15 protein-coding genes are annotated in these 15,264 nt (G+C 46.3%); 5 read left to right on the top strand and 10 right to left on the bottom strand.

Going from position 1 to position 15,264, the window contains the following annotated elements; all coding sequences use genetic code 11:
- Both ACRC32_RS22805 and ACRC32_RS22800 read right to left on the bottom strand, forming a co-directional pair.
- A partial coding sequence (locus ACRC32_RS22805; protein WP_438556123.1) for an ABC transporter substrate-binding protein occupies positions 1 to 1,076 on the bottom strand: 1,076 nt, incomplete at its 3' end.
- A gap of 264 nt (positions 1,077 to 1,340) precedes the next feature.
- Positions 1,341 to 1,691 carry a hypothetical protein gene (locus ACRC32_RS22800; protein ID WP_438556122.1) on the bottom strand — a complete coding sequence of 117 codons (351 nt, stop codon included), beginning with the start codon at positions 1,689 to 1,691 and terminating at the stop codon, positions 1,341 to 1,343.
- A 272-nt stretch (positions 1,692 to 1,963) separates the two neighbouring features.
- Between ACRC32_RS22800 and ACRC32_RS22795 the strand changes: the two genes are divergently transcribed.
- Entirely contained in the window at positions 1,964 to 2,896 is a 933-nt protein-coding gene (locus tag ACRC32_RS22795; RefSeq protein WP_438556121.1) for a bifunctional helix-turn-helix transcriptional regulator/GNAT family N-acetyltransferase, read from the top strand.
- Between the two features lie 15 nt (positions 2,897 to 2,911).
- Here ACRC32_RS22795 and hisA read toward each other — a convergent pair whose 3' ends face one another.
- The 3 genes from hisA to ACRC32_RS22780 all read right to left on the bottom strand — a co-directional run bounded on the left by hisA (position 2,912) and on the right by ACRC32_RS22780 (position 4,565).
- Positions 2,912 to 3,685, bottom strand: coding sequence for a 1-(5-phosphoribosyl)-5-[(5-phosphoribosylamino)methylideneamino]imidazole-4-carboxamide isomerase (gene hisA / locus ACRC32_RS22790; RefSeq protein ID WP_438556120.1), 774 nt, complete (start codon positions 3,683 to 3,685; stop codon positions 2,912 to 2,914).
- A 149-nt stretch (positions 3,686 to 3,834) separates the two neighbouring features.
- A complete protein-coding gene (locus ACRC32_RS22785; protein WP_438556119.1) occupies positions 3,835 to 4,170 on the bottom strand; it encodes a DUF3593 domain-containing protein in 336 nt (111 codons plus the stop codon).
- Between the two features lie 62 nt (positions 4,171 to 4,232).
- A complete protein-coding gene (locus ACRC32_RS22780; RefSeq protein WP_438556118.1) occupies positions 4,233 to 4,565 on the bottom strand; it encodes a DUF2499 domain-containing protein in 333 nt (110 codons plus the stop codon).
- 205 nt (positions 4,566 to 4,770) lie between these two features.
- Between ACRC32_RS22780 and csaB the strand changes: the two genes are divergently transcribed.
- Complete coding sequence (gene csaB / locus ACRC32_RS22775) at positions 4,771 to 5,817, top strand: polysaccharide pyruvyl transferase CsaB (protein WP_438556117.1); 1,047 nt, start codon at positions 4,771 to 4,773, stop codon at positions 5,815 to 5,817.
- A gap of 104 nt (positions 5,818 to 5,921) precedes the next feature.
- Here the strand turns inward: csaB and sbcD are convergent, their stop codons facing one another.
- Genes sbcD through cysH form a run of 3 tightly spaced genes read right to left on the bottom strand, consistent with a single transcriptional unit; the run spans position 5,922 to position 8,359 of the window.
- Positions 5,922 to 7,217: an exonuclease subunit SbcD gene (gene sbcD, locus ACRC32_RS22770; protein WP_438556116.1), complete on the bottom strand. Its 1,296-nt coding sequence runs from the start codon at positions 7,215 to 7,217 to the stop codon at positions 5,922 to 5,924.
- Between the two features lie 19 nt (positions 7,218 to 7,236).
- Positions 7,237 to 7,605, bottom strand: coding sequence for a four helix bundle protein (locus ACRC32_RS22765; protein ID WP_438556115.1), 369 nt, complete (start codon positions 7,603 to 7,605; stop codon positions 7,237 to 7,239).
- Positions 7,606 to 7,636: 31 nt separating this feature from the next.
- The gene (gene cysH, locus ACRC32_RS22760; protein WP_438556114.1) at positions 7,637 to 8,359 is read right to left on the bottom strand and encodes a phosphoadenosine phosphosulfate reductase; all 723 of its coding nucleotides are present in this window, start codon (positions 8,357 to 8,359) and stop codon (positions 7,637 to 7,639) included.
- A 162-nt stretch (positions 8,360 to 8,521) separates the two neighbouring features.
- Here cysH and ACRC32_RS22755 point away from each other — a divergent pair, with 162 nt between their 5' ends.
- The 3 genes from ACRC32_RS22755 (at position 8,522) to ACRC32_RS22745 (ending at position 12,054) form a co-directional block, all read left to right on the top strand.
- A complete protein-coding gene (locus ACRC32_RS22755) occupies positions 8,522 to 8,803 on the top strand; it encodes a glutaredoxin family protein (protein WP_438556126.1) in 282 nt (93 codons plus the stop codon).
- A gap of 154 nt (positions 8,804 to 8,957) precedes the next feature.
- Positions 8,958 to 10,562 carry a UDP-N-acetylmuramoyl-L-alanyl-D-glutamate--2,6-diaminopimelate ligase gene (locus ACRC32_RS22750; protein ID WP_438556125.1) on the top strand — a complete coding sequence of 535 codons (1,605 nt, stop codon included), beginning with the start codon at positions 8,958 to 8,960 and terminating at the stop codon, positions 10,560 to 10,562.
- 73 nt (positions 10,563 to 10,635) lie between these two features.
- Entirely contained in the window at positions 10,636 to 12,054 is a 1,419-nt protein-coding gene (locus tag ACRC32_RS22745) for a DICT sensory domain-containing protein (RefSeq protein WP_438556113.1), read from the top strand.
- A 111-nt stretch (positions 12,055 to 12,165) separates the two neighbouring features.
- Here ACRC32_RS22745 and ACRC32_RS22740 read toward each other — a convergent pair whose 3' ends face one another.
- Together ACRC32_RS22740 and ACRC32_RS22735 are read right to left on the bottom strand one after the other, a co-directional pair.
- On the bottom strand, positions 12,166 to 13,791 hold the full coding sequence (locus tag ACRC32_RS22740; protein ID WP_438556124.1) for a sensor histidine kinase: 1,626 nt from the start codon (positions 13,789 to 13,791) through the stop codon (positions 12,166 to 12,168).
- Between the two features lie 286 nt (positions 13,792 to 14,077).
- Positions 14,078 to 15,264 (bottom strand): alpha-amylase family glycosyl hydrolase (locus tag ACRC32_RS22735; RefSeq protein WP_438556112.1); only part of this gene is annotated, 1,187 nt, incomplete at its 5' end.

Genomic DNA, 15,264 nt, shown 5'->3' with positions numbered 1-15,264 from the left:
GTTTGGCGATCGAGTCCGTAAGCAACTGCTTGTCTGAACTCAACTGTATTAAACCAACGCGATTTAATTGGATTAACTAATGGTTTACCGTTTCTGCTACCTTTATTTAGATTGAAAGTAATGAAGGACATACCGAAAGCAGGTCCACCATTGTAAATTTTAAAATTGCCTCGTTCTTCTTCGCGCTTGAGCAGAGAAAAATTATCTGCTGAAGCAGAAGCTATATCTAATCCACCAGAACGAAACTGAACTAAAGTTGTTTCTGGATTTTCAACAATTCGCCAAATGTATTTTTCAATATAAGGCTGAGAATTGCCTTGTGCATCTTTTCGCCAATAATTAGGGTTGCGGCGATAAACTAAGCGTTGAGCAGGTACGTAGCTTTCAAGTGTAAAAGGACCATTAGTTACAATTTTAGTCGGGTCTGTATCCGTCCCCCAAGTACTTAAAAAGCGAGGGTTCCCTTTAGCGTCTTTTGTTTTTACTGATTCTTGTAAAGCGTGTTTTGGTAGAATGGCGATCGCACTCGTAGGATCTCCCGTCGTCGTAGCTAAGAACGGTGAAAAAGGTTCGGGCATGATAAATTCGACGCGGCGATCGTCTAGCTTAACAACTTTTGGATAAGCCTTGTTTTTGCCAATTTGAATGTAATCTCTTAAATCTGTAGGAATGGCTTTATTTAAAACAATATCGTTATAAGTAAATACGACATCATCTGCTGTCAGTGGCTGACCGTCAGACCATTTTAAGCCTTCCCTTAATGTAAAAATAATATTTAATTTATCTTCGGAAATTTGCCAAGATTCTGCTAATTCTGGTTCGAGTTCTTTGGTAATGCCATTAACTGTAGTTAATCCCCTAAAGGTCATGTTAAAAATATTTGGGACTTGATGACCTAAAGCATAATTAAACGTATCGGGATCGGTAGTCACGCTTACCACTATTTGCGGTACGTCAGCCGCCTGGGTTCTCATCTCGGTGGGATTGCAGCCAGAAAGCGCGATCGCCATGACTACAGCTAGTATACCTGCTAACCATTTACGCCAGGATTGGGAAAGAGTAATTGGGTATTTCATGAGATAACTTGAGTTATGATCGCGCTACCAGTCACAAAAGTTTGCGAAATATTAAAATATCGAGTTATGAATAGATTCCATTCAGCCTAACTATAGTACCTATTTTCGCTACTAGCACGCTCGCTTACATCCATAACCGGATGGGACAGGCAAGATGCCCATCCCATATAATCTTACAAAAATAAAATAACAGGAGCGATCGCCAATCTAACTTGAACTGGCATCGCTCCTGTTACAGGTAATTAAAAGGCTTACCAGTAACTACTACTTAGTTACCTTCTCGACTGCCTCTTTTGCTCCCTCTACTGCTTTATTAACGATATTCTCTTCAGGGTGAGATTTTTTAAACTCTTTGAGATTGTCTTCGTACGTTTTGTCGATATCTTTGGATGCTTCTACTTGCTCTTCATAAGCTTGTTCGCGCTGCTCGACATCCACAGTTCCAACTTGGCTATTTTTATCCAATCTTTCTTGTTGGATGAGTTTTTGGTTGGGAGTTGCGGCATAACTAGGCTCAGAGACAAACAAACCAGAAACGAGCAATAGCGCGATCGCCGCTAGTAATAAAACCTTGCGTTGTAAATTTTGCTTAAAATTGGTAAAAATGCACTGCATACAAACACCCTCCTTAAGATTTGAAGCTGAACGCAATCCTACGAAGAAAGGTGCGGTAAGGGCTTCTACCGCAGGATACAGTTATGGTAGGGAGCAGGGAGTAGGGAGCTTCTGAGCAGATGAAAAAGTCTTGGCTCATAGTTTGTAGTCGATTGGCTTGTCCTAAGCTTTTCGCGCTTTGCTGTGTTAGCTATCAGCAACATTTTGATTGACAAAAGCAACTAAATATTTGCTAAAGTCAATTAAATAGCAGTATAGAGCTAAAAGTTGTCATGGTAGCCCAGACAGAGCAAGTTCGGCACATAGAAACTGTACGACGCTTCAATCGCTTCTACACGCGACAGATTGGTGTTTTACAAGAAGGATTGTTAAGTAGCCCGTTTTCCCTAGCAGAAGCGCGGATTCTCTACGAACTGGCGCACCGCGATCGCACCACAGCTAGCGAACTAACCAAAGAGTTAGGGTTAGATGCGGGTTATTTAAGTCGAATCTTGCGTGGCTTTACACAGCAAGGATTAATCGATCGCCAACCATCTGAAACTGATGGTAGACAAAACTCGATCTCGCTCACAGAACAGGGACAGCAAGCTTTTACCCAGCTGAACGAGCGATCGCAGCATAAAATTGGCGAGATGTTGAGTCAAATATCTGTTGCCAATCAAAGCCGCTTGGTTGAAGCAATGCAAACGATTGAGGAATTATTAGGTACGGCATCCAACAGCAAAACTCCTTACTTACTGCGTTCTCACCAACCAGGAGACATGGGCTGGATCGTTCATCGCCATGGTGTATTGTACGCTCGGGAATATGGTTGGAACGAGCAGTTTGAGGCGCTAGTGGCGGGGATTGTGGCGGAGTTTATTCAAAATTATGACCCGAAAAAAGAATGGTGCTGGATTGCGGAAAAGGACGATGAAATAGTCGGTTCTGTATTTTTGGTCAAAAAATCAGACACAGTTGCCAAATTGCGCTTGCTGCTAGTCGAACCCAAAGCTAGGGGTTTAGGAATTGGAACGCGGCTAGTGAAAGAATGCGATCGCTTTGCTAGACAGGCGGGATATGAAAAAATTGAGTTATGGACGAATAGCATATTATCTGCTGCCCGTCGCATCTACAAAGCAGCAGGATATCGCTTAGTACACCAAGAACCCCATCATAGCTTTGGTCAAGATCTAGTTGGGCAGACGTGGGAATTGACGTTGTAGAGTGTCATTGGTCATTTAGGCAAAAGCCGACGATCCTAAATCTGGAGGGATATCTTGCCAGCGTCCTTGTCCAACTGCTTGTATAGCTTGTTTGAGGGAAATATCGCCAGTATACAAGGCACGACCGACGATCGCACCCGTAACGCCAAGAGGTTCTAAAGCTAGGAGGCTGAGTAAGTCGGTGACAGAACTTACACCTCCAGAAGCGATGACGGGAATAGATAAACTTGTGGCTAACTCTCGTAGTGCATCCAAGTTGGGTCCAGAAAGAGTTCCATCGCGATGAATATCGGTGTAAATAATCGCCGCTGCACCCAGTTGTTGCATTTGTTGGGCTAAATCTGCAGCTAAGACTTCCGAAGTTTCCAGCCAGCCGCGTGTAGCTACCTTACCATTACGGGCATCAATACCAACAACAATTCGCCCTGGAAATTCTTGACACAGACTAGCTACTAGCTGGGGTTGTTCTACAGCTACAGTACCCAAAATAACTCGCTGTACGCCTAATTCTAAGAGTTGGGCAACACTAGCGCGATCGCGCAATCCGCCACCAACTTGAATTGGTACTGACACTGCCTCTACAATAGCCGCGATCGCCTCCAAGTTAGCGGGTTTGCCTGCTTTTGCACCATCTAAATCGACGACATGCAGCCACGTAGCACCTTGGCTAGTCCATTGTTGCGCAACATCAGCAGGATTATCGTGAAAAACCTGGGAGCGATCGTAGTCTCCCTGATACAGTCGCACGCAGCGTCCTTCAAGTAAATCTATGGCGGGAAGAAGATCCATAAGTCAGTTATCAGTTATCAGTTATCAGTGGCTAGCGGCTAGTGGCTGGTGGAATCAGTAGTAAATAGGGTGTGGGGTGTGGGGTGTGGGGTGTAGGGTGTGGGGTATAGGGTGTGGGGAGTGTGGGAGGTGCGGGGAAAAAACAATTGTCAACTGTTCCCTGTTCCCTGCTCCCTGCTCCCTGCTCCCTGCTCCCTGCTCCCTGCTCCCTGCTTCAGAGCTTGTCGAAAACCCAAAATAATCAAAATGTTGGAGAGGGTTAAAAATACTTCAGCGCTACCATGCAACCAGTCAACATTGGCAAGAGATTCGCCGTAGTGGACTTGGGCGTAAATTCCAGCAGGGATAGTGACGGCGACAAATACCAAAGTACCGTAGAAGCCGAATAATGCTAGGCGTGGCAGTTGTTGAGAGCGAGTTACAAACCAGAGAAAGCCTAGATAGGGAAACAGAGAGAGTGCGAAAAGGGTTTCTTTTGAAATCATTAGAGATAAGCAGAAGGCAGAAGGCAGAAGGCAAATGTATTGTACGTTTAATTATTATCCTTCTACTTAGAAGAAATCTTGCTGTGCGATCGCGTCACTGGCGATCGCGTCGAACGCCATAGCAACCAACCAGCAGCTAATAACGTGAAGTTTCCTATTAAAGTCATACTAGCTTGAAGCGTTACCAACCATTCTAAAGATTGGGCATTGTCGAAGAAGTGCCAAGTACAGGCACACATGGCACTAATTAAAGCTGGTAGCATTGCCAGAGAAAACGCATACCAAGCGCGGTTACCCACAACCTCGCCATAACTCCAAATTAACCAAATGGCGATCGCCCATTCAATGACACTAGAGACGTGAATAATCCAGGTAGGAATTGAGAGTGCGTGCATTTTGAGGGAGTAGGGAGTAGGGAGCAGGGAGTAGGGGAAGAGAGCTGAGGGAGTGCAAGGTTGCGCAAGGTTGCTGAGGGAGAAAAAACACCTGTCAACTGTCACTCTCTACTGATAACTGATAACTGTTAACTGCCAACATACAGCCAATATATTATAAAGTTTTTATCAAGTTTGGATTAAGTCAAGATTACGGGGTGATGATGTGAGGCAAATACAGGTGGTGTTGTGCGGGTATTACGGCAAAGGTAATGGCGGTGATGAGGCGTTGCTGGCAACACTGTTGCAGATGCTACCCAAAAATGCCACGCCTATTATTCTATCTGGTAATCCAGGGCAGACGCAGGAGCGCTATCAAGTAGAAGCTTGCGATCGCATGGCTTTTTCTCCTGTGTGGAAAACTTTGCAGCAGTCTGATGCTTTTATTTGGGGTGGGGGCAGTATTATGCAAGATTCTACCAGTGCCATCAGCCCGTTTTACTACGGTGGGTTAATGACTATGGCGCAAAAGTTAGGGTTAAAAACTATGGCTTGGGCGCAGGGAATTGGTCCTTTAAAAAGTCCTCTAACCCGGTGGTTGACAAAACAGACATTTGCTGGGTGTACGGGGGTGAGCGTCCGCGATCGCGGTTCGGCAAGTTTGCTGACCGATTGGCAGATTCCTCATCTGCAAGCACCCGATCCGGTATGGGCGTTGGAAGCCGGAAATACACCTGGGTTGTGGGATTTACCAGCGCCGAGAGTTGCCGTGACTTTGCGATCGCACCCACAATTAACTCCCAATCGCCTTGCTAATTTGACTCGCGCTTTAGTTGATTTTCAACGGGCAACAAACACCTGCATTTTATTAGTGCCATTTCAACTATCGCAAGACTTAGCGATCGCTCAAGCGATTCAGCCGCAATTACCAGGGGCAAATCAAATCCTCTACCTCGAAGATCCGAAAAGTTTAAAAGGCGTATTTCGCGGCGTAGAAATGGCAATTGGAATGCGCTTTCATAGCTTAATTATGGCAGCTGCGGAAGGTTGCCGCTGTTTTGCCATCAGCTACGATCCAAAAGTCGATCGCCTGATGGCAGAACTTTCTATACCTGGATGGGATGTCGCTCAAATTCCCGACGACCCCAATATTATCAGCCAAACTTGGATCGAACATTATGCCAACGGCGACCCTTTAAGTCCAGACCAAATTCAGTCTTTAGTAGACAGAGCCTACATGCACCGTGAGTTGCTGCGGGAAGTTTTGCAATAGTAGTTGTCATTAGTCATTGGTCATTTGTCGCTGGTAATCGGTAGTTGGTAGTTGGTAGTTGGTTCTCCCCTGCTCGTGCGCTCCCTGCTCCCTGACAACTGATTTCACAGTAACCGTAACTGTCCGTCGGTATTACTTGCATCGATTCTAGTTTCTGGGGCAGATTCTAACCAAGTTTCTGTATCGGCTGCTAGTAATTGTTGGGCAGCTACCATCATTTGAGCGGTAATATCTTTCAAGTCCTCGCGATTATCTAGATAAGTTTTTAAGGCATCGAGGGGATCGATACTGCTACTCGCGTCTAATTGCGGTAAACGCGGTCGTGCTAGCTGACTGATCAGCTCTGGTTGAATTGTATAACTGTGAGCAGAACTTAGAACTTGATGAAGTGCTGCATTATCAATTAAATCGATTTGCTCGGAGCGGAGTTTGTAAATTAGTCTGACGACTGCATCGGTAATATTCTTTTTCGCGATCGCTTTGATTAAAGCTGCTTGCGGATCGGCTGCATTGGCTACATCGACGTTAATGGTACAAAAAGCACGAACTGGTAGCGGGCAGAACTCCCATTTGGTACTACCCCGCTGTAGTTCTATCATCACATAGCCTTTGTCTTCTTTTTCTTCGCTAAAATCGACTCGCTCGATACTACCAGGATAGATAATTGCCGGTTCGTTAGACGGGTTGAGATTTTGGTGGCGGTGGACGTGTCCGAGAGCAACGTAGTCAAACTCGGGACGAGTTAGTAGAGACAGGGGAATAGTAAAACCTTTCCCTACAGCTAAGAAGCGCTCAGCACCATAGGAAGCATTATCGATCATCAAATGACCCAGAAGTACTGTCGGAATCTTGGGGTCGAGCCGACGAATTTCTCCTTCTAAGGCAGCACGCAAGCGATCGATCAATAACTGGTTAACATCGGCTAGGGATAAACCTTCCGTTTCTGGACGAGTCAGGAGGGTGGAACGAGTCAGCCAGGGGAGAGTGATGACTTGAACTGTACCATTGTTTGTTTGAATGTGATGGGTCATCAAGCGATCGCCCACCATAAACCCTGGTACGCCCAAAGTCCGATAAATGCACAAACTCGCCCCCCCTTGCCCTTGGGAATGCTGGTCGTGGTTGCCTACCAATAATACGGTGGGAACCCGAGCATCAACCAAGCGACGAAATTGACTGGCAAATTTTTCTTGAATATATGGGGGTGGCGTGGCATCGGGAAAAGCATCCCCACCAAACAGTACCAAATCCACTGGTTCTTCTAACGCGCGATCGATACAGCGCGATAGAGTCTTGACAAAATCTTCTAAGCGTGTGTTTAATCCAGTTTCAGGATTGAGCCGACCGTGGGAAAAGCTACTTCCCATGTGGATGTCTGAGAGGTGGAGGATTTTAATCATAGGAGTCAGGAGTCAGGAGTCAGGAGTCAGGAGTCAGGAGAGAAGAATAGTAAGCATCTAATAGCTTGCTAACTTCTTCAAGTAGAAGGCATAACTCTAAGCTATCGCCGTAGCCGAGGTCTTTTGCCAAAATCAGGTAATAGCGGCACTCCTCGACAGAGCCTTGGGCAATATTCATAAACCGTGCTTTATCAGTTTTGTTTTTCTTCTTAAATCCTTCTGCAATATTGGCAGGAATAGAAATTGCCGCTCTCCTAAATTGAGAAGTCAAGCCATACAATTCTGTTTTAGGAAAGTTTTCGCTGAAAAGATATACTGCTAAAACAAACTGATGAGCTTTTTGCCAAGCAATTAAGTCTTGGAAGACCCTTGCTGGTATTCTCTTCATTCTGACTCCTGACTCCTGACTTCTGGCTCCTTCAAATATGAATTCCGCATTCAGTCTTGTCAGAACCCCGCCAGCGTCCGGCTCGTTCGTCTTCGCCTTCGGCTACAGGCGTAGTAATTGGTTCGTCGCCAATACTGGGATAGCCTTGGTCGTGGAGTGGATTGTAAATGACGTTATGCTCGAAGACATACGCCCAAGTTTCTTTGCGCGTCCAAGAAGCGATGGGATTGACTTTGAGGCGCTGTTGACTGTCGAGTTCAAAAACGGGCATATCAGAACGGGTACGCGCCTGATCGCGTCGCCGTCCGGTAATCCAAGCTACAGCATTGAGTTCGGCTAGTCCTCGTTGCAGAGGTTCGATTTTAGTCAAGTGGTGAAATTGCTGAATGTTGCTATCCCATAGGGCTTCACCATATTTGGCAGCAAAAGCAGCCCGAGTATCCACGTCTGGGATTTTATAAACTTGCAGATCCAAGTCATACAAGTCTTTGACTTTAGAGACTAGCTCTAAAGTCTGGGGAAAGTGGTGTAAAGTGTCGAGAAACATCACTGGGGTGCGGTGCTTGAGTTCACGGTAGAGGATATCGGTGATGACGATATCATCTACGTTGAAAGCGCTGGTTTGTACTAAGGCTGTGGGAATGTTCTCGACACACCAGGCAAGAATTTTGCTAGGATGAGCTGTCTCATATTTGCGATTTAGCTCATCTAGATCGAAATTGGGTGTTTGGATAGAAGATGTTGAAACAGTCATCTGCGCAATGATGTGAATAGTTCTGCATATTCAACAATAACGGAAATCAGTGACCAGGGAGCAGGGAGCGCACGAGCAGGGAGCAGAGGGGCAGAGGGGCAGAGGGGCAGAGGGGCAACAACCGACTTACGACTTACGATTTACGACTTACGACTTAAGTTTATGCACTTGATTCTCTATAGCAAACCTGAATGTCATTTGTGTGAAGGCTTGCAGGAAAAGCTAGCACAAATTGTATCTACACACCAAGAGCTATCGCTGGAAGTCCGTGATATCACACTACAGGAAGATTGGTGGCAAGCATATCAATATGAAGTACCTGTTTTATTTCTGCATAGTGACGATGGGCGATCGCTCCTTCTCCCTCGTCCTTCTCCTCGCGCTACAGTCAGTCAAATTCAGCAAATGCTCCAGAAATATGTAAATCATCATGAAGCAGAATAGGTGCAATTGAAAGCTGGGATTAAGCTAGCTAGTTAACAGTTATCAGTTGTCGGTTAACAGTTATCAGTTATCAGTTATCAGCGACCAGCGACCACGCACCACTCACAAATGACCATTGACCATTGACCATTGACCATTGACCATTGACAAAACTATGAAGTTAGGCGAATTGTTAGCAAAAGTTGACAGTATCGAACAACTACCCCAGCATCCAGCTTTAGATCTGGAGGTGAAGGGTTTAACGACAAATTCTCATGCTTGCCAAGCGGGAGATTTGTTTATTGGAATGCCAGGAACGCGGGTGGATGGAGGAGAGTTTTGGCAAAGCGCGATCGCGAGTGGGGCGATCGCGGCTTTAGTCTCTTCTGAGTTAGCCCAAAAGAGAGCTGAGGGAGAGCCTTGCATTATTTCTGCTACAGATATGGTTCGAGCTTGCGCTGGGGTGGCATCTGCTTTTTACGGCTATCCAGCTACGCAAATGAGGCTGGTGGGGGTGACGGGAACAAATGGTAAAACGACAACCACCCATTTAATCGAATTTTTCCTTCAACAAGCAAAGTTATCTACAGCTTTATTTGGAACTCTTTATTCTCGTTGGACGGGTTTTGAGCAAACAGCAGCTCATACTACGCCATTTGCTGTAGAACTGCAACAGCAATTAGCTAGCGCCGTGCAAGCGGGGACTCAAGTAGCGGTGATGGAAGTCAGTTCTCATGCTTTGGCACAAGGACGAGTTTTAGGGTGTCCGTTTGAAGTAGGGGTGTTTACCAATCTCACTCAAGATCACCTAGACTTCCACCGCGATATGGAAGACTATTTTGCCGCAAAAGCCTTGCTATTCAGTCCCGATTATCTCCAAGGACGAGCAGTTATTAACACAGACGATCCCTACGGACAAAGATTAATTAAACAGCTACCACCGGAACGGGTGTGGAGCTATAGCGTCCAAGCTGAAACAACAGCCGACTTCTGTTTGAGCAATCTGGATTACAAACCAACGGGAGTGAGCGGTAAATTACACACACCCGCAGGAGAAGTAGAATTTCGATCGCCGCTCGTGGGTCAGTATAATCTCGCCAATTTACTCGCAGCAGTAGCAGCCGCTTTACACTTGGGCGTAGATTTACAACTCATCGCTAACGTATTGCCGCAGTTTGCCGGAGTCCCTGGCAGAATGGAGCGGGTGCAAGTGAGTCCCCATCAAGATATCAGCGCGATCGTCGATTATGCTCATACACCTGATAGTTTAGAAAACTTGTTGAAAGCAGCCCGACCATTTATTCCAGGTAAGATGATTTGCGTGTTTGGCTGTGGAGGCGATCGCGATCGCACCAAGCGCCCGAAAATGGGTAAAATCGCCGCCGATCTAGCAGATGTCGTTTACGTCACTTCTGATAACCCCCGCACCGAAGACCCTGAAAGGATTCTCCAAGATATTCTCACAGGCATTCCCAACGAAAAGTCAACAGGTAAAGAAGAAACAGCAACCCTCTCACCTCTCGCCTCTCACCTCTCGCCTTCTGTAATTGTAATTTGCGATCGCGCTACAGCAATTCAAACGGCAATTCAACAAGCCCAATCCGGCGATGGCGTACTCATTGCTGGCAAAGGTCACGAAGACTACCAAATTTTAGGTACAGAAAAAATCCACTTTGACGATCGCGAACAGGCGAGAAATGCACTAAGAATTAGGGAGCAGGGAGCAGGGAGCAGGGGAGCAGGGGGAGCTGAGGGAGCTGAGGGAGTCGGAAAATTTTGAATGCGTGAATTTTGACTTGCTCCCTTGTCTTCCTTGTCTTCCTTGTCCTCCCTCTAACCCATAATTCCTAGTAATGGACATCTCCCTTTATCGACTGGCTCTGAGTATAGAACAACCACCATCGCCGATGTTGGTGAGTCCGGCAACCTTGCTTTCCTTGGTAGAATCGGTGATGGAATTACTGGTAGAAAAGCAAATCTCAGCGACACTGTGGCTGAAGTTACCATCAGGAAAAATTTGGTATGCTTCGATTCAGCGCTATCACGAGCAGGTGAGAGTCTCTGACAAAACCTATGTTTGCTACGGACAGGAAACTGCGATCGCTCAAGTGTCTGGTAACTTCCCAATGGTTCCAGTCCAATTATTACCAAATAGCCATCTGCGGCGGGATTATTTTCTCATCGTCCATTCGCCTCAATTCTGCTGTATGGTGTTGGCACATCGATCGCGGCTGAGACGCAAAAAGGGAAAAACTAAGGAGAACACTCACCAAAAGAAATTTTTACCCTTGCTGAGCCTTTGCTCGTTTGAGGGACGAGTCTTACAGGAGGTACTCAAGGGAATCCGTCATGTCGTGGCTCAAAGTGTGCGTTGGAAGCTAGCGCAGCACAAGCAGCCAGCGATCGCCCCAGAGGTGATGCAAAATTGGGAGACGCTGTTTGCTTGTCCGTCTGCACCCGATCCAGTACTATTAGAGCGATTATTTGCCAAACAAGTTCAGCAACAAGATGCGACTCGGCGGACTACGTTTGACGAACTCACTGGCACTTTGCAACGGCAAAATCAAGCTTTAGCAAACGCCTTAACTCGTAAAGATGAATCGTTCGGTCGGATGTGCGAAGAACTCCGCACTCCGCTGACACATATGAAAACGGCTTTGAGTCTTTTAAATTCTCCTCACCTCAAACCACCGCAAAAACAGCGCTATTTGCAGATTTTGAGTAGCGAGTGCGATCGCCAAAACTCTTTAATTAATGGTTTATTAGAATTAGTCCAATTAGACAAAACGGCGGAACAAACAGTTTTACAACCATTGAAACTGAGTGAAATTATTCCAGGGGTAGTCAGCACCTATCAACCTCTAGCTCAAGAAAAAGGTATTATGCTTGCCTACACCGTTTCTCCCGAGTTGCCTTCTATTTTCTGCTCTAACAATTGGTTGCGGCAAATCGCTATTAATTTGTTACATAACAGCATTAAATTTACTCCTACAGGCGGGCAAGTTTGGGTCAAAGCTTGTACTCAAGGCGAATACGTGCAACTAGAATTTCGCGATACCGGAATTGGTATTTCACCTAACGAGATCCCCAAAATCTTCGATCGCTTTTACCGGGTGCGTTCTGTTTCCAGCGAAGATCTAGGCGGCGCGGGACTTGGTTTAACGATCGTCCAACAACTTTTACTACGCTGTGGCGGTTCTATTTCCGTTAAAAGTAAAGTCGGTGAGGGTTCTATTTTCAATGTTTTGTTACCTATTGCCCCATCTAAGTAAAGCGTGGTGGCAGACATAGATGATAAGGCTTTTATTAAGGATTATCCAGAGATTTCTAGCTATTATTATTTTCTGGGTTGCATCTGCATTTAGTTCAGCGTTATTTTTTGCCTACGACTCCCCACTCCCAAATAGAGGAAGAAAGACTGTCAATACTTCTCCTTGTTGTGGTTTCTGACGCACGATCAATTTGCCACCAATCGATTGAAATAGGTGCTTAGTAGCATTGAGATTGAGACTAATACAGCCTGTTTCAGGTTGAAAAGTGAGTAACTGACCGAGAGATTTGCCAATCGACGTGACAGAAAAACTTGGTGTCGCTTCGTCGTCTTCTCCTGGAAGTTGCGAAAATAACTGTAGCTTGAGTTGATCGCCAGCGGGAATGACTTGCACCTGAATTTGACTGCCAGCGGGTAGGCTGCGAGTAAAATTCTCGATTAATCCTGTCAGTACCCGATCGAGCATACTAGGATGGCTGATCACCGTTGGCATTTGCTGCGGCAAAATCACATCTAAAGTCATGTTGCGGCGTTTCGCACTATGTTGCCAGCGGGGAATACTCTGCTGCAACAACTGTTCTAAAGATGTGGCAATCAAATAATTATTATTGTTGCTATCTGAAGCAGATGTTTCTAGTTCCGCCGCTTGAAACATCAACTCCATGCGATCGATTTGTTCTCGACACTCGTGTTCGATCGCCTCTAAGCGTTTTTGCACATCGCTAGACAAGTCTCGTCGCTTCAATAACAGGCGAATCAGCGTGCGAATTGTCGTCAAAGGCGTGCGAACTTCGTGGGCAAATGCTTGCAGTAGTTCTAAATCGGGACGAGGGAATTCGGAATTCGGAATAGACGCTGACGCTACACTTCGCGAACGGAATTCGGCATTCGGAATTTTTTGTTTTGGATCTTCTTGACCGCTTGCCGCTTGCCGCTTGCCGCTTGGATCTTCTTGACCGCTTGCCGCTTGCCGCTTGCCGCTTGCCGCTTCTTGTTCTGGCAAATGCTTTAGTAACAGACGGCTAAATTGAGCCACGATACGGTAATCTGGGGCAACGGGAGCATATTTATGGGCGATCGCATCGAGTTGCAATAGTAGATATCGGGGGCTAGTAAGAGCAACTCGCGCCCGAAGCGTCTGCCATGCCTGCGCAACTATCTCCGGTTCAAATGCAAACATAAATACTGGGTCGTTATTGCCATCTACCCCAGCAACCATCACCAAGCTAAAACTATCTGTCAAAACCAAGCAAAACTGTTCCTTTGCTAGCGGATCTCCCGGTAGCAAGGGTATAGTCGTACTACCAGGGGGATCGATTTCCACTGCTACAGGTAAAGGATCGGATTTTGCTTGAGACTTGGCTACATCAGACTTGGTTGCAGCTGGCGGGAGTTGAAACGGTCTTCCTCCAGATAACTTCAGCCACTCTGCGGTAAACACTCCAGTTTGAAAGTTAGCCAGCAACTCCTGTTGACTCAAAATTGGTGCTGGACCAGCTAAAACGATGCCTCGATCGCCTTTAATTCCTAAAGAGTTTGACAATGGGGAACCAAGTCTATCTAACAATAGCTGTTCGAGTGCTGCGATCGCCCCACTCCACTCTTTCACGACTTTAAGCCGTTTAGATGCAGCACTTGTATGGCGAATGACTTCTGTTTCCAACTCTGGAGTGTAGCAGCCAATCTCATCCGCTCTGCTCTTGGTAATAATTTCCCTTATAGTTGGTAAAGTCCACATTTGCACCAGCGATCGCCCCCTCTCACAGCTAGCAACTCTCCGTTCCGTTCCGCTTTTCTAGATAGTTCCACTTTTGCTACTCAATAAGAGAGTATCGATATTTTGGCACTAGCGACAGGCGTAAAACCGAACTCTAGTCTTCGCAATTTCCTGAATTAGGGAGTCGGGAGTCGGGAGTTGGGAGTCGGGAAGAAGAGCAGCTCAGGAACCTGAGGGAGCAGGGGAGGCAGGGGAAGAAAAACAACTGCTAACTACCAACTACCAACTACCAACTACCAATTACCAATTACGATTCTCTCCCAGATGCCCAGAGATCTCGCCACTTAACCGTCCCTTCGCTAGCAACAACCCAACGTCGAGCCACGATATTTTCCCGTAATGGCGATCGCCCTTCCCGCAACATGGCATATTTGTAAGTAATTAACTTACCAGCACTCTCCTCGAAGGGAATTTCAGCAAACCAAGTATTGGCATTAATGTACTCTAGGGGGTAAGCCTTGCCAATATCCCAGTTTCCTAGTTCTGGACAATCGCCCATCACCACAATTCTTTCACCGAGTTGAGTGTTGACCCCATTTAATTGCACTCTAACTAAAGTTTTAGCTTTTGCCCTTTCACCAATATGACTGAGAACGATGACATCTCTTCGTCCCAGTTCTAAATTGCGGATCTCGCCGTTCTCCACTGTAAATTTGCGCCGCGTTAACACGCAAGTATGCTCGCCATCTGGTAAGTCTGTCATGACTGTATCAATCGTGACGGCTTCACCCCGAGTCATGGCAACAAAGCAGGTACACTCACCATATCTTCTGACATAGCAGTAGACATCTGGGGTAATATATCGCTGCTGATGGCTACCAACCGATACGGCTGGGTTGAGTCGCCGCAAGCCAGAAAGCAAGCGAATATAACGATAGATTTCAGTGTCGTTGTCCCAACTCGTCATCATCGGTCGGTTGTAGGGATCGTTTCCGCCATTTGTATCGTCGTGAAGATACTGTTCCGTACCGTAGTAGATGCAAGGGATACCACGAGATGTCATGATTAGAGCGATCGCCACTCGGAGCATTTCAGGGTCGGGATTGAGCGACTGGAAACGCGGCATATCGTGGTTGTCAATAAACGTGACTAACTCTGTTGCGCCGTTGTAGCGATCGTCTAGATCGAAAATGTCTTGAATCAGTTGAAATCCACTCTCTGCTCCTTTTGCTAAAGCATCTCGCATGGCTAGACACAGCCCAAAATCGAGCATGGACATCCCCGAACAGTTGGCAAATTCTACCGAGAGATCGTCAAGTGGATGGCTAAAAATCCATTCACCAAAGACAAACACATCCGGTCTATGGGCTTGAATATCGGCGATAAACTCTTGCCAAAACCAAATTGGCATATGTTTTACCGTATCTACCCGCAAAGCATCCACGCCTCGATCTAGCCACTGCTTAATCGCCGATTTGATGTAGTTGCGATATT

The organism is Chroococcidiopsis sp. (assembly GCF_051657925.1).
GTDB lineage: Bacteria > Cyanobacteriota > Cyanobacteriia > Cyanobacteriales > Chroococcidiopsidaceae > Chroococcidiopsis.
This window is presented reverse-complemented; position numbering and strand designations above follow the sequence as displayed.